This window comes from Burkholderia sp. AU45388 (assembly GCF_030481585.1).
GTDB lineage: Bacteria > Pseudomonadota > Gammaproteobacteria > Burkholderiales > Burkholderiaceae > Burkholderia > Burkholderia sola.
The window spans coordinates 311,114-335,248 of sequence record NZ_JAUJPV010000001.1 but is presented as its reverse complement, the minus strand read 5'-3'; the positions used below and the strand labels follow the sequence as shown (position 1 = coordinate 335,248).

At 69.7% G+C, this 24,135-nt stretch carries 18 protein-coding genes; 8 read left to right on the top strand and 10 right to left on the bottom strand.

Translation table 11 applies throughout. The annotated features are described in order from the left end of the window. Positions 1-89: 89 nt before the first annotated feature. Genes QZM72_RS01460 through QZM72_RS01445 form a run of 4 tightly spaced genes read right to left on the bottom strand, consistent with a single transcriptional unit; the run spans position 90 to position 4,380 of the window. Positions 90-1,760, bottom strand: coding sequence for a GMC family oxidoreductase (locus tag QZM72_RS01460; protein WP_301736936.1), 1,671 nt, complete (start codon positions 1,758-1,760; stop codon positions 90-92). Further along, positions 1,747-2,412 carry a gluconate 2-dehydrogenase subunit 3 family protein gene (locus QZM72_RS01455; RefSeq protein ID WP_301736935.1) on the bottom strand — a complete coding sequence of 222 codons (666 nt, stop codon included), beginning with the start codon at positions 2,410-2,412 and terminating at the stop codon, positions 1,747-1,749. The genes QZM72_RS01460 and QZM72_RS01455 overlap by 14 nt, the downstream gene beginning before the upstream one ends. Then, entirely contained in the window at positions 2,409-3,260 is an 852-nt protein-coding gene (locus QZM72_RS01450) for a hypothetical protein (RefSeq protein WP_301736934.1), read from the bottom strand. Before QZM72_RS01450 ends, QZM72_RS01455 begins: the two co-directional genes overlap by 4 nt. A 19-nt stretch (positions 3,261-3,279) precedes the next feature. Further along, a complete protein-coding gene (locus QZM72_RS01445; protein WP_301736933.1) occupies positions 3,280-4,380 on the bottom strand; it encodes an enolase C-terminal domain-like protein in 1,101 nt (366 codons plus the stop codon). Between the two features lie 131 nt (positions 4,381-4,511). Here QZM72_RS01445 and QZM72_RS01440 point away from each other — a divergent pair, with 131 nt between their 5' ends. Further along, entirely contained in the window at positions 4,512-6,359 is a 1,848-nt protein-coding gene (locus QZM72_RS01440) for a thiamine pyrophosphate-requiring protein (protein ID WP_301736932.1), read from the top strand. Between the two features lie 31 nt (positions 6,360-6,390). On the opposite strand, the gene QZM72_RS01435 is transcribed toward QZM72_RS01440, so the two are convergent. Both QZM72_RS01435 and QZM72_RS01430 read right to left on the bottom strand, forming a co-directional pair. After that, positions 6,391-8,169 (bottom strand): glycoside hydrolase family 15 protein, encoded by a 1,779-nt coding sequence (locus QZM72_RS01435; RefSeq protein ID WP_301736931.1) that lies wholly within the window; start codon positions 8,167-8,169, stop codon positions 6,391-6,393. 5 nt (positions 8,170-8,174) lie between these two features. After that, entirely contained in the window at positions 8,175-9,158 is a 984-nt protein-coding gene (locus tag QZM72_RS01430; RefSeq protein WP_089471702.1) for an SDR family oxidoreductase, read from the bottom strand. A gap of 277 nt (positions 9,159-9,435) precedes the next feature. Here QZM72_RS01430 and coxB point away from each other — a divergent pair, with 277 nt between their 5' ends. The 4 genes from coxB to QZM72_RS01410 are packed head-to-tail and all read left to right on the top strand — an operon-like array spanning position 9,436 to position 15,119. Then, positions 9,436-10,494, top strand: coding sequence for a cytochrome c oxidase subunit II (gene coxB, locus QZM72_RS01425; RefSeq protein ID WP_089471703.1), 1,059 nt, complete (start codon positions 9,436-9,438; stop codon positions 10,492-10,494). Positions 10,495-10,507: 13 nt separating this feature from the next. Further along, entirely contained in the window at positions 10,508-13,147 is a 2,640-nt protein-coding gene (gene ctaD, locus QZM72_RS01420; RefSeq protein ID WP_301736930.1) for a cytochrome c oxidase subunit I, read from the top strand. After that, a complete protein-coding gene (locus tag QZM72_RS01415) occupies positions 13,144-13,545 on the top strand; it encodes a cytochrome C oxidase subunit I (protein WP_301736929.1) in 402 nt (133 codons plus the stop codon). The genes ctaD and QZM72_RS01415 overlap by 4 nt, the downstream gene beginning before the upstream one ends. Beyond that, complete coding sequence (locus QZM72_RS01410) at positions 13,536-15,119, top strand: cytochrome c (protein ID WP_301736928.1); 1,584 nt, start codon at positions 13,536-13,538, stop codon at positions 15,117-15,119. Before QZM72_RS01415 ends, QZM72_RS01410 begins: the two co-directional genes overlap by 10 nt. 69 nt (positions 15,120-15,188) lie before the next feature. Here QZM72_RS01410 and QZM72_RS01405 read toward each other — a convergent pair whose 3' ends face one another. After that, complete coding sequence (locus QZM72_RS01405) at positions 15,189-16,649, bottom strand: efflux transporter outer membrane subunit (protein ID WP_089471268.1); 1,461 nt, start codon at positions 16,647-16,649, stop codon at positions 15,189-15,191. A gap of 78 nt (positions 16,650-16,727) precedes the next feature. Between QZM72_RS01405 and QZM72_RS01400 the strand changes: the two genes are divergently transcribed. The 3 genes from QZM72_RS01400 to QZM72_RS01390 all read left to right on the top strand — a co-directional run bounded on the left by QZM72_RS01400 (position 16,728) and on the right by QZM72_RS01390 (position 21,689). Further along, positions 16,728-17,345, top strand: a complete 618-nt coding sequence (locus QZM72_RS01400; RefSeq protein ID WP_089471267.1) for a TetR/AcrR family transcriptional regulator — start codon at positions 16,728-16,730, stop codon at positions 17,343-17,345. 82 nt (positions 17,346-17,427) lie between these two features. Next, positions 17,428-18,552 carry an efflux RND transporter periplasmic adaptor subunit gene (locus QZM72_RS01395; RefSeq protein WP_089471266.1) on the top strand — a complete coding sequence of 375 codons (1,125 nt, stop codon included), beginning with the start codon at positions 17,428-17,430 and terminating at the stop codon, positions 18,550-18,552. Further along, positions 18,549-21,689: an efflux RND transporter permease subunit gene (locus QZM72_RS01390; RefSeq protein ID WP_301736927.1), complete on the top strand. Its 3,141-nt coding sequence runs from the start codon at positions 18,549-18,551 to the stop codon at positions 21,687-21,689. The genes QZM72_RS01395 and QZM72_RS01390 overlap by 4 nt, the downstream gene beginning before the upstream one ends. A 135-nt stretch (positions 21,690-21,824) precedes the next feature. On the opposite strand, the gene QZM72_RS01385 is transcribed toward QZM72_RS01390, so the two are convergent. The 3 genes from QZM72_RS01385 to benC form a co-directional block, all read right to left on the bottom strand. Further along, on the bottom strand, positions 21,825-22,223 hold the full coding sequence (locus QZM72_RS01385; RefSeq protein ID WP_301736926.1) for a RidA family protein: 399 nt from the start codon (positions 22,221-22,223) through the stop codon (positions 21,825-21,827). Positions 22,224-22,329: 106 nt separating this feature from the next. Beyond that, on the bottom strand, positions 22,330-23,106 hold the full coding sequence (gene benD / locus QZM72_RS01380) for a benzoate diol dehydrogenase BenD (RefSeq protein WP_301736925.1): 777 nt from the start codon (positions 23,104-23,106) through the stop codon (positions 22,330-22,332). Further along, entirely contained in the window at positions 23,103-24,125 is a 1,023-nt protein-coding gene (gene benC, locus QZM72_RS01375) for a benzoate 1,2-dioxygenase electron transfer component BenC (protein ID WP_301736924.1), read from the bottom strand. The genes benD and benC overlap by 4 nt, the downstream gene beginning before the upstream one ends. Between the last annotated feature and the right edge of the window lie 10 nt (positions 24,126-24,135).

Sequence of the window (24,135 nt, the reverse complement as noted above, 5' to 3'; positions counted from 1 at the left end):
CCTCGACAAGAAAGTGAATGGAGCGGGTGCGGCATCGTGGCTCGCACGCGCACGTCGTATTGGCCGCCAGCGGAGCTGCGCCGCGCAATTCATCGCCATCGCGCACGCGCATGGGCCTCGCCGCGCGCGACCAGCGCTCGGATGCGGTCGGCGGTACGGCACGCGATCGCCTGGATCGTCAGCGACGGATTCACGCCGCCGACCGTCGGAAACACCGAGCCGTCGCACACCCACAGGTTCGGGATGTCCCAGCTACGGCAGTCGGCATCGACGACGCTCGTCGCCGGGTCGCCGCCCATCCGCACGGTGCCCGCGAGATGGCACGTGTCGTCCTCCTCGTGCCAGATGTCCCGTGCGCCGGCCGCTTCCAGCGAACGCCCCATCTGCGCGAGCGCATGGCGGATCATCCGGCGGTCGTTGTCGTCGTACGAATAGGTGACGCGCGCGACCGGCAGCCCGAACGCGTCGCGTTCGTCGGCGAGCGTCACGCGGTTGTCCGCGCGCGGCAGCGTCTCGCCGACGATCTTCAGGCCGGCCTGGAAGTTGTAGCGCGCCATCTCGCGCTTGAGCGCATCGCCCCACAGCCCGCGCGCGGCGACCTTGCGCGCCCATTCGATCGGCAGCGGCCCCTGGCTCATCCAGCAATAGCCGCCGAAGAAATCCTTGCCTTCGTCCGCGTAGTTCCAGTGCTCGGTGATCGACAGCGACGGCGGCCCCTTGTACCAGCGCACTTCGTCGTCCATCGTCCCCCACGACGCCTGGTTGAGCTGCGCCATCAGGTAGCGGCCGACGAGGCCCGAGCTGTTCGCGAGCCCCTGCGGATGGCGTCCGTTCGCGGACAGCAGCAACAGGCGCGGCGTCTCGATCGCATAACCGGCGACGACGACGTTGCGCGCGCGCTGGAACCGCGTACGTTCGTCGCGCCGGTAGTGCACCCCGGTCACGCGATCGCCTTCGGCGTCGATCCGCAGCGCCATCGCGAGATCGCGCACTTCGGCGCCGGCCGCGACCGCGCGCGGTATCCACGTGACGAGCGCGCTCTGTTTCGCGTTGGTCGCGCAGCCGGCGATGCAGAAGCCGCGATACACGCACGGATGCGCGCGGCCGCGCGGCGCGGAGAGCGTCGCGAGCGGCGTCGGCGTCCAGTCGATGCCCATCGCCTCGGCGCCGCGCGCGAGCACGAGCGCGGCCGCGTTCAGTTCGTGTGCGCGATACGGATAGCGCGGCCGCGGCGGCCCCCACGGGTAGTTCACCGGCCCGCTGATTTTCAGCGCCTGTTCGACCTCGCGGTAGTAGCGCCACATCTCGCGCCAGTCGAGCGGCCAGTCGACGCCGTAGCCGAGCGCGCTACGCGAGCGAAACCACTCGGGCCGGAACCGCAGCGACACCATCGCGAAATGCACGGTGCTGCCGCCGACCGCCCGGCCGCTGTTGTTGGTGCCGAGCGTCAGCGGATCGGCGCCGTCGCAGATCCGCTCGTCGGTCCAGAACAGCTTGTGCTGATGCGTTTCGTCCGACGCGAATTCCTCGAGCGGCCGCCACCACGCGCCCGCGTCGAGCGCGACGACCGAAAAACCGTATTCGGCGAGCTTGCACGCGAGCGTGCCGCCGCCGGCGCCGGTGCCGACGATCACGAAGTCGACCGCGTCGTCGTCGCGGAACATCCGCATCGGCGACCAGCCGCCCACGCGCAACGGATCGGGCGCACGACCGTCGCGGCCGCGCGGCGTCGGAGCGGACAGCGGTTCATCGGCGGCCATCGCGATCGCCCTCCACCGTGCGCATTTCCGCTTCCCACGGGTCGCGTCGGTTGAAATCCATTCGCACGTAGCCGCGCGGGCTCGCAGGGCCGCCGAAGCCGATCTCGTTCCACGCGAACGGATGGCCGTAATACGCGCCGCAAATATCCATCAGCACGCGCTTCATGAAGAACGTGTGCGGGTCCATGCCGGCCCAGGCCGGCGCGACCTGCGGATCGATGCGGCCTTTCTGCACCGCGTGCAGCAACGCATCGGCGTCGCGTGCGCCGAGCGCCGCGAACGCGCAGCCATGCGCGTGCCGCGCCATCGCGTCGAGTGCGGCGAGGCCCGTGCGCCATGCGATGCGCAGCGGCGGGAGGCGTGCATCGCGATAGCCGTCGCCGTCGTCGGCGGCGAGCCGCGCGTCGACCAATGCGGCGGTCGGGATCGCGTCAGCGCCGCCCGCCTGCTGCGGCACGATGCGCGCGCACAACGCCGCGAGCGACGCAAATCGTTCGGCATCGAGATGGCGTGGTGCATTGGCCGCGATGCGCAGACGTGCATCGATCGCACGCCGCGTCGCATCGTTCCACGACGGCGAGTCGCGCTTCGCGAGCACGTCGTAACCCGGATAGCGCGGCAACCCGACGGGCTTGCGGCTTGCGTCGCTCATGACGCCTCCCGTTCGGCGAGCGCGGTCGCGGCAAGCCCTGCGATCGCGAGCGCGGTGAAGCTCGGTGGCGCCGGCAGCGGCGGACCCGACAGCAGGTTCTGCGACCAGTTGCGCCAGCCGCCCATCTGCCGCGCGACGCCGCGCGCATGGAACGCGACGCCGACGAACCCGAGCACGGCCGTCGCGCGCAGCCACCCGCGGCAGAAGCGCCGCTCGGCGCACGGACGCGACAGCGCGAGTTGAGCAGTCGCCAGCGCGGCCACCGGCGGCACGACGAGCGGCGCGAACATCGCGCGATGCTGGAACGCGCCGCGAAAATGCAGCAGCCCGACTTCGCCGAGCGTGCCGACGAGCCCCGCCGTGACGAGCCCGGCCAGCGCGCGCCCGGCCGGCAGTCCGGCGAGCCGCGGCGCATCGGCCGGGCTCTCGCGCAGCCGCTCGCCCGCCGCGCCCAGCGTGCCGGACAGCAAAAGCGCGAACGGTGCGCCGAGCGGTGCGCCGTAGAACAGGTTGTGCCAACTGAATCCGCCCGGCCGCTTCGTCACGTTGTACAGGTGGAACGCGGAGCCGGCGACGCCCACCGCGGCCGACGCGACGTGCACCGCGTCGCGCAACCGATGACGCTCGGGCGTGTCGTCCGCGTGACCGTGCACGCTCACGATCACCGACAGCGTCGACATCGCGAGCGGCGCGAGCATCGCGCGATTGTGGAAGGCGCCGCGATAGTGCTCGACGCCGCTGTCGGCGAGCACCGAGCCGGCCAGCAGCAGCGCGCTGCGATTGAGCAACCGTGCGGCGTCGGCCAGCAACCTGTCACGCTCGGCGGCGCGACGTCGGGGGTGTCGCATCGTTCCTCCTCGTCCGTATTCAGCACGCGAAATCCAGCAGATCGGCGGCGCGCAATTCGAGGCCGAGCCCCGTGCGCGTCGCGTCGATTTCCAAAGCGCCGTCGACGAGCGTCGGCGCGCCGTCGAACAGCATCCGCTCGAGGCGGACATGATCGTGAAACCATTCGACGTGACGCAGGCGCCGCGCCGCGCAGCCGACGTGCCGGTGCAGCGCGGACGCGCAGTGCGCGGACAGGTCGACGTGATACGCATCGGCCAGCGCCGCGGCCGCGAGAAAGCCGCTGACGCCGCCGCAGCGCGTGGCGTCGGCCTGCAGCACGTCCACCGCGTGGCATTCCAGCAAGCGCCGGAAATCGTCGGGCGTATACGCGTATTCGCCGGCCGCGACGTCAACCCGCGGGCCGACGTGCTCCCGCACGAACCGCAGCCCGGCGACGTCGTCGCTGCTGACCGGCTCCTCGAACCAGCGAATGTCGCAATCGGCGGCGGCCTGCGCGAACGCGAGCGCGGTGCGCGGCGCATACGCGCCGTTCGCATCGACGAACAGGTCGACACCGGGCCCGAGCGCGTCGCGCGCCGCGCGCACGCGCGACAGGTCGCGCACATCTTCCACACCGATCTTGATCTTGCACGCGCGTACGTGTTCGGCGCGCCAGCCGTCGAGCTGCGCGACGAGCGTCGGTGCATCGTAAGTCGTGAAACCGCCGCTGCCATATACCGGCACGCGTTCGCGCACGCGGCCCAGCAGCACCGCGAGCGGCACGTCGGCGAGTTTCGCCTTCGCGTCCCACAGCGCGACGTCGAGCGCCGAAATCGCGGTCGCCGCGATCCCGCCGCGGCCGATGTTGCGCACCGCCCGCCACAACGCATCGACCGCGGCCGGGATGTCCGCCACCGGCCGCTTGCGCAACACGCCGGCCAGCAGCGACGTCACGAGCGGTACGGCACTGGCGTCCGTATACGTATAGCCGAGCCCCGTCACGGGCCCCGCGTCGATCTCGACGACGACGACCGTCGTCGCGGTCCATGCGTAGGTGCCGTCGGCTTCGGGCCGGTCGGTCGGCACGCGGTACGCGCGGGCGCGCACGTCGTCGATCGCCGGCGCGGCGGAAAGTGCCATCGTTGCGCTCCGGTCAGCTTGCTATTGGCTTGCGGACATCGCGTGCAACCGATGTGCCCGACGCCACGCGGGGCGGCACGTGCCTTGCGCGAGCGCCTCCCATCGGCTCATCCCAACCAAGGAGAAACGGCATGGCGACAGTGGCGGATTTCATCGTCGAACGGCTGTACGACTGGGGCGTGCGCCGCATCTACGGCTACCCGGGCGACGGCATCAACGGCTTTTTCGGCGCGCTGAACCGCGCGGACGGCAAGATCGAATTCATCCAGGCGCGCCACGAGGAGATGGCGGCCTTCATGGCGTCCGCGCATGCAAAATTTACAGGCGAGCTCGGCGTGTGCGTCGCGACGTCGGGCCCAGGCGCCGCGCACCTCGTGACGGGCCTCTACGACGCGCGGCTCGACCACATGCCGGTGCTCGCGATCGTCGGCCAGCAGGCGCGCGCGGCGCTCGGCGGCCACTATCAGCAGGAGGTGGATCTTCCCGCGCTTTTCAAGGACGTTGCGGGCGCATTCGTTCAGCTTGCGACGGTGCCGGGCCAGGTGCGCCATCTGGTGGACCGCGCGGTGCGCACCGCGCTCGGCGCGCGCGCGGTCACCGCGCTCGTGCTGCCGAACGATCTGCAGGAACTCGACTACGCGCCGCCCAAGCGCGCGCACGGCACCGTGCATTCGGGGGTCGGCTATACCGCGCCGAAAGTCGTTCCGTATGCGGACGACCTGCGACGCGCGGCCGACGTGCTCAACGCGGGGTCGAAAGTCGCGATGCTGATCGGCGCCGGTGCGCTGAAGGCAACCGACGAGGTGATCGCGGTGGCCGACCGGCTGGGCGCGGGCGCCGCGAAAGCGCTGCTCGGCAAGGCCGCGCTGCCGGACGACCTGCCGTGGGTCACCGGCTCGATCGGGCTGCTCGGCACCAAGCCGAGCTACGAGCTGATGACCGAATGCGACACGCTGCTGGTCGTCGGCTCCGGCTTTCCGTATTCGGAATTCCTGCCGAAGGAAGGCCAGGCGCGCGGTGTGCAGATCGACCTGAAGGCCGACATGCTGAGCCTGCGCTACCCGATGGAAGTCAACCTGGTCGGCGACAGCGCCGAGACGCTGCGCGCGCTGCTGCCGCTCCTGAACGAGCGCCGCGACACCGCGTGGCGCGACCGGATCGCGAAATGGAACGATGACTGGCACGAGACGCTCGCGGCGCGCGCGGCCGCGAAGGCGAGCGCCGGACGCGGCGTAAACCCGCAGCGCGCGTTTACCGAGCTGTCGCCACGCCTGCCCGACGACGTGATCCTGACGAGCGATTCGGGCTCCTGCGCGAACTGGTACGCGCGCGACCTGATGATGCGGCGCGGGATGATGGGGTCGCTTTCGGGCGGGCTCGCGTCGATGGGCGCCGCGGTGCCGTACGCGATCGCCGCGAAGTTCGCGTATCCGGTGCGCCCGGTGATCGCGATGGTCGGCGACGGCGCGATGCAGATGAACAACATGGCCGAGCTGATCACCGTCGCGAAATACTGGCGCCAGTGGCCCGACCCGCGCTGGATCTGCATGGTGCTGAACAACGAGGACCTGAACCAGGTCACGTGGGAGCAGCGCGTGATGGAAGGCGACCCGAAGTTCGACGCATCGCAGCAGATTCCGAACGTGCCGTACTACCGCTTCGCGACGCTGCTCGGCCTCAAGGGCATCTACGTCGACGATCCGGAACAGCTCGGCGCCGCGTGGGACGAAGCGCTCGCGTCGGATCGGCCGGTCGTGCTCGAGGTGAAAAGCGACCCCGAGGTGCCGCCGCTGCCGCCGCACGTGACGTTGCAGCAGGCGAAGCATTTCGCCGAAACGCTGGTGAGAGGCGATCCGCGCGAGGGCAACGTGATCGTCGAGACCGCGCGGCAGGTGTTGTCGGCCGTGCTGCCGGGCAATGGCGAACACGCCGACAAACACGGCGACAAGCGAGGCAAGGGAGGGAAAAGCGAATCGTAAGCAAGACGCGCGTGCGGGACGGCGCGGCACCCTAGCCGATGTCGACGTCGTCCCGCCCGTCGCCCTGCAGCGCGAGCGCCGCGTTCACGAGCCCGACGTGCGCGAGCGTGAACGGAAAATTTCCGCACATGCGCCGCGCTTTCACATCGTATTCCTCGGACAGCAGCCCGACGTCGTTGCGCAGGCCGAGCAGCCGCTCGAACAGCGCGTGCGCGTCGTCGTCGCGCCCCTGCATCCGGTACACCTGCACGAGCCAGAAGCCGGCCGCGAGAAACGCGCCTTCGTCGCCTTCGCAGCCGTCCGCGAAACGCGGCGGCCGATAGCGGAACGGCAAGCCGTCGTCCATCAGCTCGCGCTCGATGGCGGCGACCGTCGCCACGACGCGCGGGTCGGACGCGTCGAGCATCCCCGTCAACGGAATCAGCAACAGGCTGACGTCGATGCCGTCGCCGTCGAAGCGATCGACGAAGCGGCCGAGTGTCGCGTGATAGCCGCGCTCCAGCACTTCCGCGCGCACCGCGTCGGCCCAGCGCCGCCACACGTCGAGCGGTGCGCGGTGACCGAATGCGCGCGCGGAGCGGTACGCGCTTTCGACCGCGGCCCACACCATCACCTTCGACGACGTGAAAGGATACCGGCCGCTGCGCACTTCCCAGATGCCTTCGTCCGGCTCGCGCCAGATCGTCGCGAGATGTTCGAGCAGGCGCCGCTCGAGCGTCCATGCGTCGTCGTCGGGCGGCAGCCCGTGTCGGCGCGCCTGATATAGCGCACCGAGCACTTCGCCGTACACGTCGAGCTGCAACTGGTCGGCCGCCGCGTTGCCGAAGCGCACCGGCCGCGCGCCTTCGTAGCCGGCCAGATGCGCGGCTTCCCACTCGGCCGCGCGCCGGCCGCCGTCGGCCGCATACAGCACCTGCAGTTGCGACGGATGATCGGCGATCGCGCGCACGAGCCAGTCGCGCCAGCGCGCGCCTTCGTCGCGATAACCGCAGCGCACGAGCGCGTGCAGCGTGAAGCTCGCATCGCGCAGCCAGCAGAACCGGTAGTCCCAGTTGCGCTTGCCGCCGAAGCGCTCGGGCAGCGAACTGGTCGGCGCCGCGACGATGCCGCCGGTGCGCAGGCTCGACAGCAATTTCACCGTGATCAGCGCGCGCTCGATCGCATCGCGATACGGGCCCTCGGCGGCGTTGCAATCCGACCAGCCGCGCCAGAACGCCTGCGTGTCGTGCAACGACGCGTCTGCATCGGGCACGGCCGGCGCCGGGTCGAACGAGCGCGCGTAACTGATGCAGAAATCGACCCGCTCGCCCACCGCGATCCGTCGCGTGCCGACCAGCCGGTCGCTCTGTACGTCGAGCCGCGCATCGGTGTCGACCCACATCGCATCGCCGCCCGTCATCATCCGCCAGCGGCGGCCGAAAGGCCGGCACCACGGCAGCGCGTTGCCGTAATCGAAGCGCACGCCGAGATCGACGTCGACGTCGACCGTCCCGCGCTCGCCGCGCACACTGCGGATCAGGCACGGATCGCGCGAGTTCCAGCTCATCCAGTCGGTGATCGAGATACGGCCCGACGACGTTTCGAACGTCGTTTCGAGGATCGCGGTGCGCGGGAGATAGCGGCGTGTCGTGCGGGCATCCTGCTCGCGCGGCGCAATCCGGAACCGGCCGTTGTCCGGCGTACCGACGAGCGCGGCGAAACACGGCGGCGAATCGAAGTCCGGCCAGCACAGCCAGTCGATGCTGCCGTCGCGCGCGACGAGCGCGGCGCTGCGACCGTCGCCGACAAGCGCGTAATCCTCGATCCGCATCGCGCTCACCGGCGCCATTTACGTGCGGCGGCACACGCAGCCGCGAGCACCGCGACGGCCGCGCCGAATGCCAGTGCGCGCGACGCGCCGAGCCCTGCCTCGGCGCCCGTGCGGTGTGCTTCGTCGGTGAACGTGCCACGCGTCGCATGCCGGCCCGGCACCGGCGCCCACAGGTTCGATACGCGCGGGCCGGCCGGCGCCGCGCGCTGCTGGCCGCGTACGGCGGTGCGCGCGAGATAGCGATCGAAGCAGCCGGGCGCGACGCCGTTCGCGACGATCGCCGCGAGCGACGACCAGCCGACCCAGCGCTCGCGGCACGGATGCCGGGCGGCGTGCACGATCGCATCGGCCGCCACTTCCGGCGCATAGACCGGCGCGACCGGACGCGGCGCGTGCGGCAGCACCGATTCGGCCCAGTCGAACTGCGGCGTGTCGATCGCCGGCAACTGCACCATCGTCACGCGCACGCGGCTGCGCGCATGCAGCAACTCGCAGCGCAGCGCGTCGGTGAAGCCGCGGATCGCGTGTTTCGCGCCGCAATACGGCGCCTGTAGCGGAATCGACCGGTACGCGAGTGCCGAGCCGACTTGCACGATCGTGCCGCGGTTGCGCGGGGCCATCCGCGCGAGCGCGGCCCGCGTGCCGTATACGCAACCGAGGTAGGTGACGGCCGTCACGCGTGCATAGTCTTCCGGCGAGATTTCGTCGAACGGCGCGAACACGGTGACCATCGCGTTGTTGACCCACACGTCGAGCGGCCCGAGTTCGTTTTCGATCCGCTCGGCCGCCGCGTCGAGCGCGGCCGCATCGCTGACGTCCACGGCAATCGGCAGCGCCTGGACGCCATACGCGCGTACCTCGCTCGCGGTGTCGTCGAGCGCGTGCGGGTCGCGGGCGAGCAGCGCGACGTTCGCGCCCAGCCGTGCAAATGCGTGGGCGGTCGCGCGGCCGACGCCGGCGCTCGCGCCGGTGATCGCGACGGTCTTCACGGTCGGTTCCTCCCGTTCTGCGATGAGGGCCGGCATGCGGCATGCGTGCCGGAACGGGATCGACGTAGCAAACGGTATGCCGTCCGTCCACGCGAGCCGTATCTCCCGGGCACTTGCCGCGAACGCCCACCCAATTTACAAGCCGGCTGTAACGCAGTCGCCGTGGCGCGCCCCATTCCGCCCCCCCAAGGCTGCATACGCACGAGCGTCATGCGCACGAAACTTGCTCTGCCGCGAACGGCTATCGTCACGCCGCCGAATGCGGCAAGGAGTCGTGTTGCTCGTCGCGCTGTCCAGGAAAACGCGTCGTATCGCCTGCATCGCGCCGTTCGCGTGGGCGGTCGCGCCGATCGTCGCGCACGCGGCCGCCGAGCCTGCCGAGCCCGGCAACCCGGCCACGACGCTGCCGCTCGCGTACGTCGTGCACGCGGCCGGCCCTGCCGCGCAGCCGGTCTTCGTGCTCGGCTGGGCGCTGCTCGCGCTGTGCATGTTCGTCTGCGTCGCGATCGCGGTGCTGCTGCTGATCGCGCTGTTTCGCCGTCGCGCGCAGGGCGGCGGCTACGGCAGCGGCCTCGCGATCGTGACCGTCGGCACCGCGATCTCGATCCTGCTGCTGTTCGGCGCGCTCGTATACATGCTGCGCGTGCTGGGCGCGATCGCGGCGCCGCCGCGTCCGCCCGCGCTGACGATCGACGTGACCGCGCAAGACTGGTGGTGGGCCGTTCGTTATCCGGACGATGCGGGCGGCCCGGGCTTCGTCACGGCGAACGAGATTCATATTCCGGTGGGCGAGCCCGTTGCGATCGAACTGAAAAGCGCCGACGTGATTCACGCGTTCTGGGTGCCGCAACTTGCCGGCAAGACGCAGACGATTCCCGGCCAGACCAACCGCCAATGGCTGCAGGCCGACCGGCCGGGCATCTACCGCGGGCAGTGCTCGCAATACTGCGGCGCGCAGCACGCGCACATGGCGTTCGAAGTCGTGGCCGAGCCGCCGGATGCGTTTCGTGCATGGCTCGCCGCGCAGCGGCAACCGGCCCAAGCCCCCGCGGCGAGCGCCGGCGCCGAACGCCGCGGCCAGCGCGTGTTCGCCGCGCGCTGCGCGGGCTGCCACGCGGTGCGCGGCACCGACGCGACGGGCGATGCCGGCCCCGATCTCACGCACGTCGGCACGCGCCGGCTGCTCGCGGCCGGCACGCTCGACAACACGCCCGACAACCTGCGCCGCTGGATCGCGCATGCGCAGCAGATCAAACCGCAATCGCTGATGCCGTCGATCGCGCTCGCGCCGCGCGACGCCGACGATCTCGCCGCGTATCTCGCGACGCTGCACTGAACCGAGGATGCCGATGGCCATTGCCCGCGACACGCCCGCCCCGCTCAGCCGCGTACCCGATCTCGGCGAAGCGCCGCCCGGCTCCGCGCACGAGCGCGCGCTGGCCGAGCTGTGGGAATCGCAAGCCGGCTGGCGCGGCTGGCTCGGCACCGTCGATCACAAGCGCATCGGGCTGCGCTACATCGTCACCGCGTTCGTGTTCCTGCTGCTCGGCGGCGTCGAGGCGCTCGTGATGCGCATCCAGCTCGCACGGCCGAACGCGACGCTGCTCACGCCCGCGCAATACGATTCGCTGTTCACGATGCACGGCGTCACGATGATCTTCCTGTACGCACTGCCGGTGCTGTCCGGCTTCGCGAACTATCTGTGGCCGCTGATGCTCGGCTCGCGCGACATGGCGTTCCCGCGGCTGAACGCGTTCTCGTACTGGGCGTTCCTGTTCGCCGGACTGTTCCTGTACGCGAGCTTTCCGCTCGGCGCGGTGCCCGACGGCGGCTGGTTCAACTACGTACCGCTCACGTCGCTCGACTACAGCGCCGGCGCGAACATCGACATCTACGCGCTCGGGATGATCCTGCTCGGCATCTCGACGACCGGCGGCGCGGCGAACTTCGTCGTCACGTTACTGCGGATGCGCGCGCACGGCATGTCGATCGACCGGGTGCCGATCATCGTATGGGGCACGCTGACCGCGTCGGTCGCGAACCTGGTCGCGGTGCCGTCGGTGAGCCTCGCGTTCCTGCTGCTGTGGCTCGACCGCAATGCCGGCACGCATTTCTTCGACGTCGCGCACGGCGGCCGTCCGCTGTTGTGGCAGCACCTGTTCTGGATGTTCGCGCACCCGTGGGTCTACGTGGTCGTGCTGCCGGCGATGGGGATCGTGTCGGACGCGCTGCCGACCTTCTGCCGGCGGCCGCTCGTCGCGTACGAGGCCGTCGCGGTGTCGACGGTCGCGACGATGCTGATCGGCTTCGAGGTGTGGGTCCACCATATGTTCGCGACGGGCATCGCGCCGCTCGCGCTCGCGTTCTTCGGCGCCGCGAGCATGCTGATCTCGATTCCGAGCGCGGTCGCGGTGTTCGCGTGGATCGCGACGATCTGGACCGGCCGCCCCGTGTTCCGCACGCCGTTCCTGTATTTCGCGGGTTTCGTGCTGATGTTCGTGATCGGCGGCGTGTCCGGCGTGATGACCGCGGCCGTGCCGCTCGACTGGCAGCTCACCGATACGTACTTCGTCGTCGCGCACCTGCACTACGTGCTGCTCGGCATCAACGTGTTTCCGGTACTCGGCGGCGTCGCGTACTGGTTCCCGAAATTCACCGGGCGGATGATGAACGAGCGGTTCGGCCGCTGGACCTTCTGGGTCGTGCTGGTCGGCTTCAACCTCGGCTTCTTCCCGATGCACATTTCCGGGCTGCTCGGGATGCCGCGGCGCATCTATACCTATCCGTCCGGGATGGGCTGGGACACGTCGAACCTGCTGACGACGATCGGCTCGTTCGTGTTCGGGATCGGCATCGTGATGTTCGTCGTCAACGCGCTGGTGAGCGCGAAGCGCGGCGTGCGCGCCAGCGAGAATCCGTGGGGCGCGGCCGGCCTCGAATGGTCGGTCGCGTCGCCGACGCCCGTGTACAACTTCGCGGTGCTGCCGCTCGTCGCGTCGCGGCATCCGCTGTGGGAAACGCGCGACGATCCGGCGCGCACCAGCCTGCGGGTCGGCTACCGGCTCGCGGACGGGCGCGAGGCGCTCGCGGTCACGCCGCTCGCCGCCGCGCCGAGCGCGATCCTGAAGATGCCCGAAGACAGTTGCATGCCGTTCGTGCTCGCGCTGCTCGCGACCGCCGTGTTCGCGGCGATGCTCGCGCGCTCGCCGACGCTCGTCTGCGCGGCGGACGCCGGTTGCGCGATCGCCACCGCCGCATGGCTGTGGCCGCGCCGCGAACTCGGGCAGCGCGCGCGCCCGCCGGCCCGCGCCGACACGCACGCGCCCGCTGCGGTCGTCGGGCGTCATCCGGACGAACCGCCGTCGGCGACGGTGCCGGCCGGCGCGCCGGCCGCGTGCATCGAGCCGCTGCCGATCGGTAGTTGCGGCGAACGCGCGAGCGGCTGGTGGGGCGTGCTCACGCTGATCGTGACCGAGGCCGGGCTGTTCGGCTACCTGCTGTTCTGCTACTTCTACCTGCAGTCGCAGTGGTCCGCGCCGTGGCCGCCCGAAGGGATGCCGAAGATCGGGCTCGCGGCCGCCAACACGGTCGTGCTGCTGTCGAGCAGCGTGTTCGTGTGGCTCGCCGAGCGCGCGGTGCGAGCCGACCGGCAGGCGCGCGCGGTCGCGCTGCTCGTCGTCGCGCTGGCGCTCGGCACCGCGTTCGCGCTGGTCCAGTTGCACGAATGGCGCGACCACCCGTATGGCCCGACCGCGCATCTGTACGGCAGCCTCTACTTCACGATCACGGGGTTCCACCTCGCGCACGTCGTGGTCGGTCTTGTGATCCTCGCGTTGCTCGCCGCGTGGACGGCCGCCGGCTTCTTCGGCCGCGAACGACGCGTCGCGCTGACGGTCGGCGGGCTCTACTGGCACTTCGTCGACATCGTGTGGCTGTTCATCTTCACCGCGCTGTACGTATCGCCCTTCTGGCTGAGGAGCACCGGATGAACGACGCCCGACGCGCGTGGACACCGTTGCTCGCGATCGCGGCCGGCCTCGTCGGCGCACCCGCGCTGTGGTTCGCGCAGATGCTGGTGTCGGAGACGCTCGCGTCCACCGCGTGCTATCCGCTCGGCGTCGCGCAAGCCGCGCCGCGCTGGGCGCACGTCGGCGCATGGCTCGCGCTGATCGCCGCGGGCGCGTTCGCGGCGGCCGCGGCCTGCGCGACCTGGCTCGCGTACGCGTGGCGGCGCCGGCACGATGCCGATGCGCGTGCCGTGACGCGCGACGGCAGCACGCGCTTTCTCGCGCGCTGCGGCATGCTCGCGGCGCTCGGTTTCGTGATCGGTCTGGTGTTCACGGGAATCGTCACCGCTTTCGTGGGGCCTTGCAGTCCATGGCGCTGATCCCGTTCGCTTCGTTCCCGTTCCAGGTGCCGGGCCGCCGCGCGGGGGTCGCGCTCGCGGTATGCGTCGCGCTCTGCGGATGCGATATGCAGCAGGGCGACAATACCGCCGCTCCCGCCGATGCGGCAGACGCCGCGTCGGCCGCCGAAGCGCCCGGGCCCGCGTCGGGCTGGCGGTTCGTGCGGATTCGCGCGGCGGAGGCCGATGCCGGCGCATCGATGTCCGCTCGCGTGAAGGAAGATCGTCGACTGTCACGCGACCGGGATGCGTCAGTGGCGGATGCGACATCTTCCGCGGCATCCCCCCCACCGCCCGACGCCGCTTCCGCTTCGACCGCCCGCCGCCCGGTCATCGCGGCGGCTGCCGCGAGCGCCGACGCCGCGACGATCGCGCGCGGCCGCTATCTCGCGCTCGCCGGCGATTGCGCCGCGTGCCACGATGCGGCCGACCATACGCCGTACGCGGGCGGGCAGCCGGTGAATTCGCCGTTCGGGCCGATCTATGCGCCGAACATCACGCCGGACCCGACGCACGGGATCGGCCACTACACGCTGCGCCAGTTCGACGATGCGTTGCGGCGCGGCGTGCGCGCGGACGGCAGCCGGCTGTATCCGGCGATGCCGTACCCGTCGCTCGCGCACCTCACCGACGACGACGTGCGCGCGCTGTATGCGTATTTCATGCGGGGCGTCGCGCCGTCCCCGAACGCGGCAAAGCTCACGCAATTGCCGTTTCCGTTCAACCAGCGCTGGGCGCTCGCGCTGTGGAGCCTCGCGTTCGCGAACCGCGACCGGTTCACGCCGCGGCCGTCGCAATCGGCGCAATGGAATCGCGGCGCGTATCTCGTGCAGGGGCTCGGCCATTGCGGCGCATGCCATACGCCGCGCGGGCCGGCCTACAACGAACGCGGCTACGACGAACGCAGCCCCGCGTTCCTGACCGGCGGCATCAACGACCACTGGTTCGCGCCGAACCTGACCGGCGCGGACCCGGACGGCCTCGGCCGCTGGTCGGCCGACGACATCGCCGCGTTCCTGCGCAGCGGCCATGCGGCGCGCGGCGCGGTGTTCGGCGCGATGGCGCCGGTCGTCGGCGAAAGCACCGCGCTACTGACGGATGCCGATCGCCACGCGATCGCCGTGTACCTGAAATCGTTGCCCGCGCAAGCGACTGCCGCGACGAATCCGCTCGGTGTCGGTGTCCCTCGGCTGACGGTTGCGGGCCCGCGTCCGGAAGGCGGCCAGCAGGCGCCGGGGGCCGGGGTGTATGCGGGGTTCTGTGCACGCTGTCATGGCGCCGAAGGTAAAGGCGTACCTGATCACGGGCCGGCGCTCGCGGGCAGTTCGATCGTGCTCGCCGCCGATCCGACCAGCACGATCCGGATCGTGGTCGAAGGCGCGCAGCCAGCGCCGGGCAAGCCGGGGCCGGTGCAACGGATGCCGGCGATGCGCGGCGCGCTGACGAGCGGCGAGATCGCGGCGGTGGTCAGCTACGTGCGCGGTGCGTGGGGGAATCGGGCGGCGCCGGTGTCGGAGCAGGATGTGCGGCGGTTGCGGGGGGCGATCAAGCGGTAGGCCGCCGTGCCTGGATGTGATCCCGACGCGGCGATGACCGTCGTGATCACCGCGGCTTCGACGCTCCCGCTACCGGCTCGCAACAGCCTGCGCTTCCGGCGCCTGCCATCCACCGCCGAGCGCCTTGAATGCGGCGACCGCCGCGCGCGCCGATTCGGTTCGCGCCTGCACGCGCTCGTCCGATGCGCGCAGCAGGCTTTCGTCGGCCTGCAACACTTCGATCAGGCTGACCACCCCTCTCTGGTAAGCCGCAAACGACGCGGCCCGCGCGCGGCCGAGCGAATTCACGCCGTCGCCGAGAATGGCCGCCTGCTCGTCACGCTTGACGAGCGCGGAGAATGCATTTTCGACGTCCTCGGTCGCATGCAGCGCCGCGAGCCGATACGCGGCCAGCATTTCGGCATCCTGCCCTTTTGCCTGCGCGATCTGCGCACTGATCCGGCCGAAGTCGAACAGGCGCCAGCGCAAGCCGAGCACGCCGGCAGCCTGGTTCGCGCCGCCGGCAAACAGGTTGCCCGCGCCCATCGTCGTCGCGCTGCCGATCAGCCCGCTCAGCGAGAACTTCGGGTAGTACTCGGCGATGGCCGCGCCGATGCGCGCGTTCGACGCCGCCACGCGCCGCTCGGCGACGATCAGGTCGGGCCGGCGCCGCAGCAGTTCGCCGGGCGTGCCCATCGCCGCGATCCGCGGTGCGACCGGTACGTCGCCGCCGGCAAGCAATTCCGCGCGATGCGTGCCGGGCTGCGCGCCGAGCATCACGTCGAGCGCATTCATCGCCGCGTCCAGCGCCGCTTCGAGCACCGGCACCGTGGCGCGAACCTGCGCGAGCGCGCCTTCGGCCTGCCTCACCTGAAGCTCCGCCGCGAGGCCCTTTCCATAGAGCAGGTTGAGCGTCGACAGCAGATCCTGCTCGGTCCGCACCTGGCGCCGCGCGACGTCGAGGCGGCCCTGCAACCCGCGAATCGTGATGTAGGTATCCGCGGTTTGCGCGGCGACGGCCAGCCGCGTCGCGACCGACGCCGCTTCGGACGCCTGATAGTCGGCGAGCGCCGCTTCGCGGCCGCGACGCAATCCGCCGAATACGTCCAGCTCCCAGCTCGCGTTGAGATCGGCCTCGTAGTCGGTGCCATGACGGTCGAAACCGGGCGTCGCATTCAACACTTGCCCCAACGGTGTTTCGACCGACTGGTAGACGCGCGCCGCCTGGCCGCTCACGTTGCCCGACGGCAGCAGCGCCGCATTCGCCGCACCGAGCCCCGCGCGCGCCTGCGTGACGCGCGCCGCGGCCTGCGCAAGGTCGAGGTTCTGGGCGAGCGCCAGCGTGATGTACCGCGTCAGTTGCGGGTCGCCGAAGCCCGTCCACCACGTCGCGAGATCGGCATCGGCCGCCGCGTGGCGCTGCTCCACGGCGCGCTGCCCCTGGAACTGCTCCGGCATCGCCACGTCCGGGCGCACATAGTCGGGACCGACGGCGCACCCGGCCGACAAGAGGGCGGCCAGCGCCGCGGCAACGATGGGTTTGGGTAGCATGAGGGGTTTTAGCAAGAATCCGGTAGTGACTATAATACCAAATAGTCACTCGTTGTCCATTCCTGTCCGTTGCAGCTCATGAAAAAAATCGACCCTTCCCCGGCGCCCGCGCGCGGCCCGGCCGACCACGACGTCCGCGACCAGATCGTGGCCGCCGCCACCGAGCACTTCAGCCGGTACGGCTATGAAAAGACGACCGTGTCGGACCTCGCGAAGGCGATCGGCTTCTCGAAGGCCTATATCTACAAGTTCTTCGAGTCGAAGCAGGCGATCGGCGAGATGATCTGCGCGAACTGCCTGCGCGAGATTGAGACGGACGTGCGCGCGGCCGTGGCCGCGGCGGACCTGCCCACCGAAAAGCTGCGACGGATGTTCAAGGTCTTTACCGAGGCGAGCCTGCGGCTGTTTTTCCGCGACCGCAAGCTGTACGACATCGCGGCCTCGGCCGCGACCGAAAACTGGCAGTCGGTGCAGGCCTACGAGGCGCGCGTGCAGACGCTGTTGCAGGACGTCCTCCAGGAAGGCCGGCAGAGCGGCGAGTTCGAGCGCAAGACGCCGCTGGACGAAACCGCGACGGCGATCTACCTCGTGATGCGGCCGTACCTGAACCCGCTGCTGCTGCAGTACAACCTTGACACGACCGACGCCGCGCCCGCCCAACTGTCCAGCCTCGTCCTTCGAAGCCTCGCGCCGTGATACGTCACCGATTGTGACTATTGACTATATTGGTCACTAGATACACAATGAAAGCCCCGCTCACTTCGTCATTGGGTCTTTCATGGTTCGGCGTCGCCTCGCTTTCTTCGCAGTCGCTTCCGCACTGCCCCTCGCGCTAGCCGCCTGCAGCGGAAAAGCGCCGTCCGACCCGCGCACGGAGGCGCCGCTCGTGCGCACCGCCGTCGTGCAGGCGGCCGCTCCCGCGTCCCGCTCGTTCACCGGAACCGTCGCCGCGCGCGTGCAGAGCGATCTCGGCTTCCGGGTAGCCGGCAAGGTGCTGGAGCGGCTCGTCGATACCGGGCAAACCGTACGGCGTGGCCAGCCGCTGATGCGGCTCGACCCGATCGACCTGAAGCTGGCGGCGCGTGCCCGCGACGAGGCCGTCGCTGCCGCACGGGCCCGCGCGCGGCAAACCGCCGAGGATGAAGCCCGTTACCGCGACCTGCGGGGCACCGGCGCGATATCGGCATCCGCGTACGACCAGGCCAAGGCCGCGGCCGATGCCGCAAAGGCGCAACTGAGCGCCGCCGAGGCCGACGCCGACGTCGCGCGCAATGCGACCGGCTATGCACAACTCGTCGCGGATGGCGATGGGGTGGTGATGGAAACGCTCGCGGAACCCGGCCAGGTCGTCAGCGCGGGACAGCCGGTGGTGCGGCTCGCGCACGCCGGCAGCCGCGAGGCCGTGATCCAGCTGCCGGAAACCCTGCGTCCGGCGATCGGGTCGATCGCGCAGGCCGCGCTGTTCGGCAAGCCGGACGCCGGCGTCCTCGCGACGCTGCGCCAGCTTTCCGATACCGCGGATCCGAGAACGCGGACATTCGAAGCGCGCTACGTGTTGCAGGGCGCGCTGGCCAATGCCCCGCTCGGCGCGACCGTCACGATCCGCATCGCGGACGACGCGCGCACGGCTTCGCAACGCGGCATGCAGGTGCCGATCGGCGCGCTGCTGGACTCGGGCAACGGGCCCGGCGTGTGGGTCGTCGCCGGCGAACCGGCCAAGGTGACGTGGCGGGCGGTCAAGGTCGCGCATCTCGACGACGACAGCGCGCGCGTATCCGGCGACGGCGCACTCAAGCAAGGCGAGCGCGTCGTCGCGCTCGGCGCGCAGTTGCTGCACGAAGGCGAAGCGGTGCGCGTGGCCGCGCCGGCCGCCACCATCGCGAGCGAAGGAGCACGGCCGTGAGCGAACGCCGCTTCAACCTCTCCGCGCTCGCCGTGCGCGAGCGCGCGATCACCCTCTTCCTGATCTGCCTGATTTCGCTGGCCGGCCTCGTGTCGTTCTTCAAGCTGGGCCGCGCGGAAGATCCGGCGTTCACGATCAAGGTGATGACGATCGTCACCGCATGGCCGGGCGCGACCGCGCAGGAAATGCACGACCAGGTCGCCGAAAAGATCGAAAAGCGCATGCAGGAGTTGCGCTGGTACGACCGCACCGAAACCTATACGCGCCCCGGTCTCGCGATCACGACGCTGACGCTGCTCGACAGCACGCCGCCGTCGGAGGTGCAGGAGCAGTTCTACCAGGCGCGGAAAAAGATCGGCGACGAGGCGACCAACCTGCCGGCCGGCGTGATCGGCCCGATGGTCAACGACGAATACGCGGACGTCACGTTCGCACTGTTCGCGTTGAAGGCCAAGGGCGAACCGCAGCGCCTGCTGGTGCGCGACGCCGAAGCGTTGCGTCAGCGGCTGCTGCACGTGGCGGGCGTGAAAAAAGTCGACATCATCGGCGAGCAGGCCGAGCGCATCTACGTGCAGTTGTCGCACGACCGGCTCGCGACGCTCGGCGTGAGCCCGCAAAACGTATTTGCCGCGCTCAACGGCCAGAACGTGCTGACGGCGGCCGGCTCCGTCGAGACGCGCGGGCCGGAGATCTTCATTCGCGTGGACGGCGCGTTCGACAAGCTGCAGAAGATCCGCGACACGCCGATCGTCTCGCAGGGCCGCACGCTGAAGCTGTCGGACATCGCGACCGTCGAACGCGGCTACGAAGACCCGTCGACGTTCATGATCCGCAACAACGGCGAGCCCGCGCTGCTGCTCGGCATCGTGATGCGCGACGGCTGGAACGGGCTCGACCTCGGCCGCGCGCTGGACCGTGAAGTCGGCGCGATCAATGCGGGGCTGCCGCTCGGCATGAGCCTGACCAAGGTCACCGATCAATCCGTGAACATCCGCTCGGCCGTCGACGAGTTCATGGTCAAGTTCTTCGCCGCGCTGCTCGTCGTCATGCTGGTGAGCTTCGTCAGCATGGGCTGGCGCGTGGGGCTCGTGGTCGCCGCGGCCGTGCCGCTGACGCTGGCCATCGTGTTCGTCGTGATGGCCGCCACCGGCAAGAACTTCGACCGCATCACGCTCGGCTCGCTGATTCTCGCGCTCGGGCTGCTCGTCGACGACGCGATCATCGCGATCGAAATGATGGTCGTGAAGATGGAGCAAGGCTACGGGCGGGTGGCCGCGTCGGCCTACGCGTGGAGCCATACGGCCGCGCCGATGCTGGCCGGCACGCTCGTGACCGCGGTCGGCTTCATGCCGAACGGCTTCGCGCGCTCCACGGCCGGCGAATACACCAGCAACATGTTCTGGATCGTCGGGATCGCGCTGATCGCGTCGTGGGTCGTGGCGGTGGTGTTCACGCCGTACCTCGGCGTGAAGATGCTGCCCGAGTTCAGGAAGATCGAAGGCGGCCACGACGCGATCTACGACACGCCCCGCTACAACCGCTTCCGCCAGCTGCTGACGCGCGTGATCGCGCGTAAATGGCTGGTCGCGGGGTCCGTCGTCGGCCTGTTCGTCCTCGCCATTCTCGGCATGGCGGTCGTCAAGAAACAGTTCTTCCCGATCTCCGATCGCCCCGAGGTGCTCGTCGAGGTGCAGATGCCGTACGGCACGTCGATCTCGCAGACGAGCGCCGCCGCGTCGAAGGTCGAAGCGTGGCTCGCGAAGCAGAAGGAAGCGCGGATCGTCACCGCGTACGTCGGCCAGGGCGCGCCGCGCTTCTATCTGGCGATGGGGCCGGAGCTGCCCGATCCGTCGTTCGCGAAGATCGTGGTGCGCACCGACAGCCAGGACGAACGCGACGCGTTGAAGGCACGGCTGCGCCGCGCCGTCGCCGACGGCCTCGCGCCGGAAGCACGCGTGCGCGTCACGCAACTCGTGTTCGGCCCGTATTCGCCGTTCCCGGTCGCGTACCGGATCACCGGCCCCGATCCGGACACGCTGCGCGGCATCGCGTCCGAGGTCGGGCACGTGATGAACGACAGCCCGATGATGCGCACGGTCAATGCCGACTGGGGCACGCGCGCGCCGACGCTGCATTTCACGTTGCAGCAGGATCGCCTGCAGGCGGTCGGGTTGACGTCCAGCGCGGTCGCGCAGCAGTTGCAGTTCCTGCTGACCGGCGTGCCGGTCACCGCGGTGCGCGAGGATATCCGGACCGTGCAGGTCGTCGCACGTTCGGGCGGCGATGCGCGGCTCGATCCGGCGCGGCTCGACGACTTCACGCTCGCCGGCGCGAACGGGCAGCGTATTCCGCTGTCGCAGGTCGGCAAGGTCGACGTGCGGATGGAGGAGCCGATCATGCGCTGGCGCGATCGCGTGCCGACGATCACGGTGCGCGGCGACATCGCCGACGGTTTGCAGCCGCCGGACGTATCGGCCGCGATCACGAAGCAGCTACAGCCGATCGTCGCGCGATTGCCGAGCGGCTACAGGATCGAAGAAGCCGGCTCCATCGAGGAATCGGGCAAGGCGACGACGGCGATGCTGCCGTTGTTTCCGATCATGCTCGCGATCACGCTCGTCATCATCATCTTCCAGGTGCGCTCGATCTCGGCGATGGTGATGGTGTTCATGACGAGCCCGCTCGGGCTGATCGGGGTGGTGCCGACGCTGATCCTGTTTGGGCAGCCGTTCGGCATCAATGCGCTGGTCGGACTCATTGCGCTGTCGGGGATCCTGATGCGCAATACGCTGATCCTGATCGGGCAGATCCATCAGAACGAACAGGCCGGGCTGGATCCGTTCCATGCGGTCGTCGAGGCGACCGTGCAGCGCGCGCGGCCGGTGATCCTCACCGCGATGGCGGCCGTGCTCGCGTTCATTCCGCTCACGCATTCGGTGTTCTGGGGCACGCTCGCGTACACGCTGATCGGCGGCACGTTCGCCGGGACGATCCTCACGCTGGTGTTCCTGCCGGCGATGTACGCGATCTGGTTCAGGATCGGGCCGGGCCGGGCCGCCGGCTCGGATCGCGGCGCGCATGAACCGGCAGCGCCGGGCGAGCCTGCGCTTCAGCCCGCGGTCGACGCGCGCGATTGATCCGTCCGCCATTCGTTGTGCCGGCCGGCCCGATCGATTCGGGCCTGCGCAGGCAATTCCGGCTCGCGTGACGGGTCGATCGACGAAACCGCCCTATCGACGGCAAGCGCGGCACCGGGGAACGATGCCCGTCGATCACCGCCGTGGCACCGCCACCGCCTTGATCTCGACGATATAGCCGGGTGTGCCGCCGAGCATGTGCGCACCGACGGCCGTCCATGCCGGCCGCGGATGCGCGTGGAAATAGCGGTCGCGCACCTGCATGAACAGCGGCAGGTCGCGCATGTCGGTATGGAAAGTCGTGAGGTCGACCACGTCGGCGAACGACGCACCGGCCGCGTCCAGCACGCGCCTCAGGTTCTCGAACGCCTGCACGATCTGCGCTTCGCGATCCTCGACAAGTTGCATCGCCGTGTCGCGGCCGATCTGGCCGGACACGTAAACCGTATCGCCGACCTTGATCGCCGGCGCATAGCCGATTTTTTCGTATACGGCTTCCATGCCGGCGGGAATAATCACTTCGCGTGTGCTCATGAGGTTCTCCGTGGCCGGCTTGCCGCGCCGGCCGGTCATGTGACGGTCATCGTGCGCCCGGCCGCGGCGCGCGCACGGTGAAGCAAGCAAGTCGGCAGCGCGCCCTTCAACCCGTATCGCCGCCCGCGACAGGCAGCACCGTGCCGGTGATGTAGCTCGCCTCGTCCGATGCGAGGAACAGGATCGGCGCGATCTGCTCGTCGAGGCTGCCGTAGCGCTTGAAGTACGTCGAGTCGGTCACCTGCCGCACGGCCTCGGCCATCCACGCCTGTTCCTGCCCGGTGTCGCCGGCCGCATTGCGCGGTACGCGGCGCGGCGGCGCGCTGGTGCCGCCCGGCGCGGTGGCGACGACGCGGATATTGTGTTCCGCATACTCCATCGCGAGCGCCGACGTCAGCGCGTTCACGCCGCCTTTCGCCGCCGAGTACGGCACCCGGCGGATGCCGCGCGTCGCATTCGACGAGATGTTGACGATCGTGCCGCCGCCGCGCGCGACCAGGTGCGGCAGCGCGGCGTGACACGCATAGAGCGTCGGCATCAGTGAGCGGCGGATTTCCGCGTCGATCTGCGCCGGCTCGAACTCGGCGAACGGCCGCATCCGAATCGCGCCGCCGACGCCGTTGATCAGGATGTCGATGCCGCCGAACCGCTGCACTGCATATGCGACCGCCGCGTGCGCGCCCTCATGGGTTTCGAGGTCCGCAACGAAGCCCGCCGTCTCGCCGCCGGTCGCCTCGGCCGCCACCTCGGCGACGAAATCGGCGCGATCGACGAACAGCACCCTGCCGCCCTCGGCCGCCGCGCGCAGCGCGACACCGCGGCCGATGCCCTGCGCCGCGCCGGTAACGACGAGGATCTTGCCGGAGAATCGTTGCATGATCATGCCGCCTTTACCGTGACGTTGGGGGTGAACTTCTCGTAGTGGAAGCTGTTCGGCTTCACGCCCGCGTCGTCGAAATACTGGCGCACCGCATCGACCATCGGCGGCGGGCCGCACAGATACACGTCGACGTCGCCGTCGTTCAGCGCGTCGGCCGGAATGTGCTGCGTGACCCAGCCCTTGCGTGCGTGGTTCGATGCCGCATCCGCAACGACCGTCGCGAAGCTGAAGTTCGGCAGCTTCGCCGCCAGCGCTTCGATCGCGTCGACCAGTACGAGATCGAGATCGCGCGTGACGCCGTAGATCAGGTGCACCTTCTGCTGCGACCCGCTGCGCGCGAGCACGTCGAGCATCGACAGGAACGGCGCGAGGCCCGTGCCGCCCGCGAGGAACAGCAGCGGCCGCCGCACGTCGCGCAGGTAGAAGCTGCCGAGCGGCCCGTGGAGTTCGAGCGTATCGCCGGGTTTCGCCGATTCGAGCCACGTGCTCATCACGCCGCCGGGTATTTTCTTGATCAGGAATCCGACCTTCGCGTCGCCCGGTGCGGACGAAAACGAGTACGAGCGATGCTGGCCGCTGCCCGGCACGCCGATGTTCACGTACTGTCCGGGCAGGAACGTCGGCGCGCTCGCGCCGACGTCGAGTTCGAGCACGACGGCCGCATCGTTGTGCTGCTCGACCTTCGTGACCGTGGCGGCAAAGCTGCTCTGCCCCGTCTTGCACGCGACCGACGACGTCGGCACCGCGATCACGCAATCGCTGTGCGGCACCATCTGGCACGTCAGCACGAGGCCGCCGTCTTTTTCGTCCTCGGTGAGCGCATCGTCGATGTAATCGTCGCCGAGGTCGTAGCGGCCGCTTTCCGCGCGGCACTTGCAGGTGCCGCACACGCCGTCGGAGCAATCCATCGGCAGGTTGATCTTCGCGCGGAAGGCCGCGTCGAGCACCTTTTCGCCGGCCTTGCAGTCGATGAAGCGGGTCACCCCGTCCTCGAAATTCAATGCAATCTTGTAGCTGGACATCGCGTCACCT

What these genes read in the sequence shown, in the direction of transcription:
- QZM72_RS01410 (WP_301736928.1), top strand. Translation starts at nt 13,536, where the DNA reads ATGGCGCTGATCCCGTTCGCTTCGTTCCCGTTCCAGGTGCCGGGCCGC.
- ctaD (WP_301736930.1), top strand. Translation starts at nt 10,508, where the DNA reads ATGGCCATTGCCCGCGACACGCCCGCCCCGCTCAGCCGCGTACCCGAT.
- QZM72_RS01460 (WP_301736936.1), bottom strand. Translation starts at nt 1,760, where the DNA reads ATGGCCGCCGATGAACCGCTGTCCGCTCCGACGCCGCGCGGCCGCGAC.
- QZM72_RS01385 (WP_301736926.1), bottom strand. Translation starts at nt 22,223, where the DNA reads ATGAGCACACGCGAAGTGATTATTCCCGCCGGCATGGAAGCCGTATAC.
- QZM72_RS01445 (WP_301736933.1), bottom strand. Translation starts at nt 4,380, where the DNA reads ATGGCACTTTCCGCCGCGCCGGCGATCGACGACGTGCGCGCCCGCGCG.
- QZM72_RS01395 (WP_089471266.1), top strand. Translation starts at nt 17,428, where the DNA reads ATGGTTCGGCGTCGCCTCGCTTTCTTCGCAGTCGCTTCCGCACTGCCC.
- benC (WP_301736924.1), bottom strand. Translation starts at nt 24,125, where the DNA reads ATGTCCAGCTACAAGATTGCATTGAATTTCGAGGACGGGGTGACCCGC.
- QZM72_RS01435 (WP_301736931.1), bottom strand. Translation starts at nt 8,169, where the DNA reads ATGCGGATCGAGGATTACGCGCTTGTCGGCGACGGTCGCAGCGCCGCG.
- QZM72_RS01450 (WP_301736934.1), bottom strand. Translation starts at nt 3,260, where the DNA reads ATGCGACACCCCCGACGTCGCGCCGCCGAGCGTGACAGGTTGCTGGCC.
- QZM72_RS01405 (WP_089471268.1), bottom strand. Translation starts at nt 16,649, where the DNA reads ATGCTACCCAAACCCATCGTTGCCGCGGCGCTGGCCGCCCTCTTGTCG.
- QZM72_RS01455 (WP_301736935.1), bottom strand. Translation starts at nt 2,412, where the DNA reads ATGAGCGACGCAAGCCGCAAGCCCGTCGGGTTGCCGCGCTATCCGGGT.
- QZM72_RS01400 (WP_089471267.1), top strand. Translation starts at nt 16,728, where the DNA reads ATGAAAAAAATCGACCCTTCCCCGGCGCCCGCGCGCGGCCCGGCCGAC.
- benD (WP_301736925.1), bottom strand. Translation starts at nt 23,106, where the DNA reads ATGATCATGCAACGATTCTCCGGCAAGATCCTCGTCGTTACCGGCGCG.
- QZM72_RS01440 (WP_301736932.1), top strand. Translation starts at nt 4,512, where the DNA reads ATGGCGACAGTGGCGGATTTCATCGTCGAACGGCTGTACGACTGGGGC.
- QZM72_RS01415 (WP_301736929.1), top strand. Translation starts at nt 13,144, where the DNA reads ATGAACGACGCCCGACGCGCGTGGACACCGTTGCTCGCGATCGCGGCC.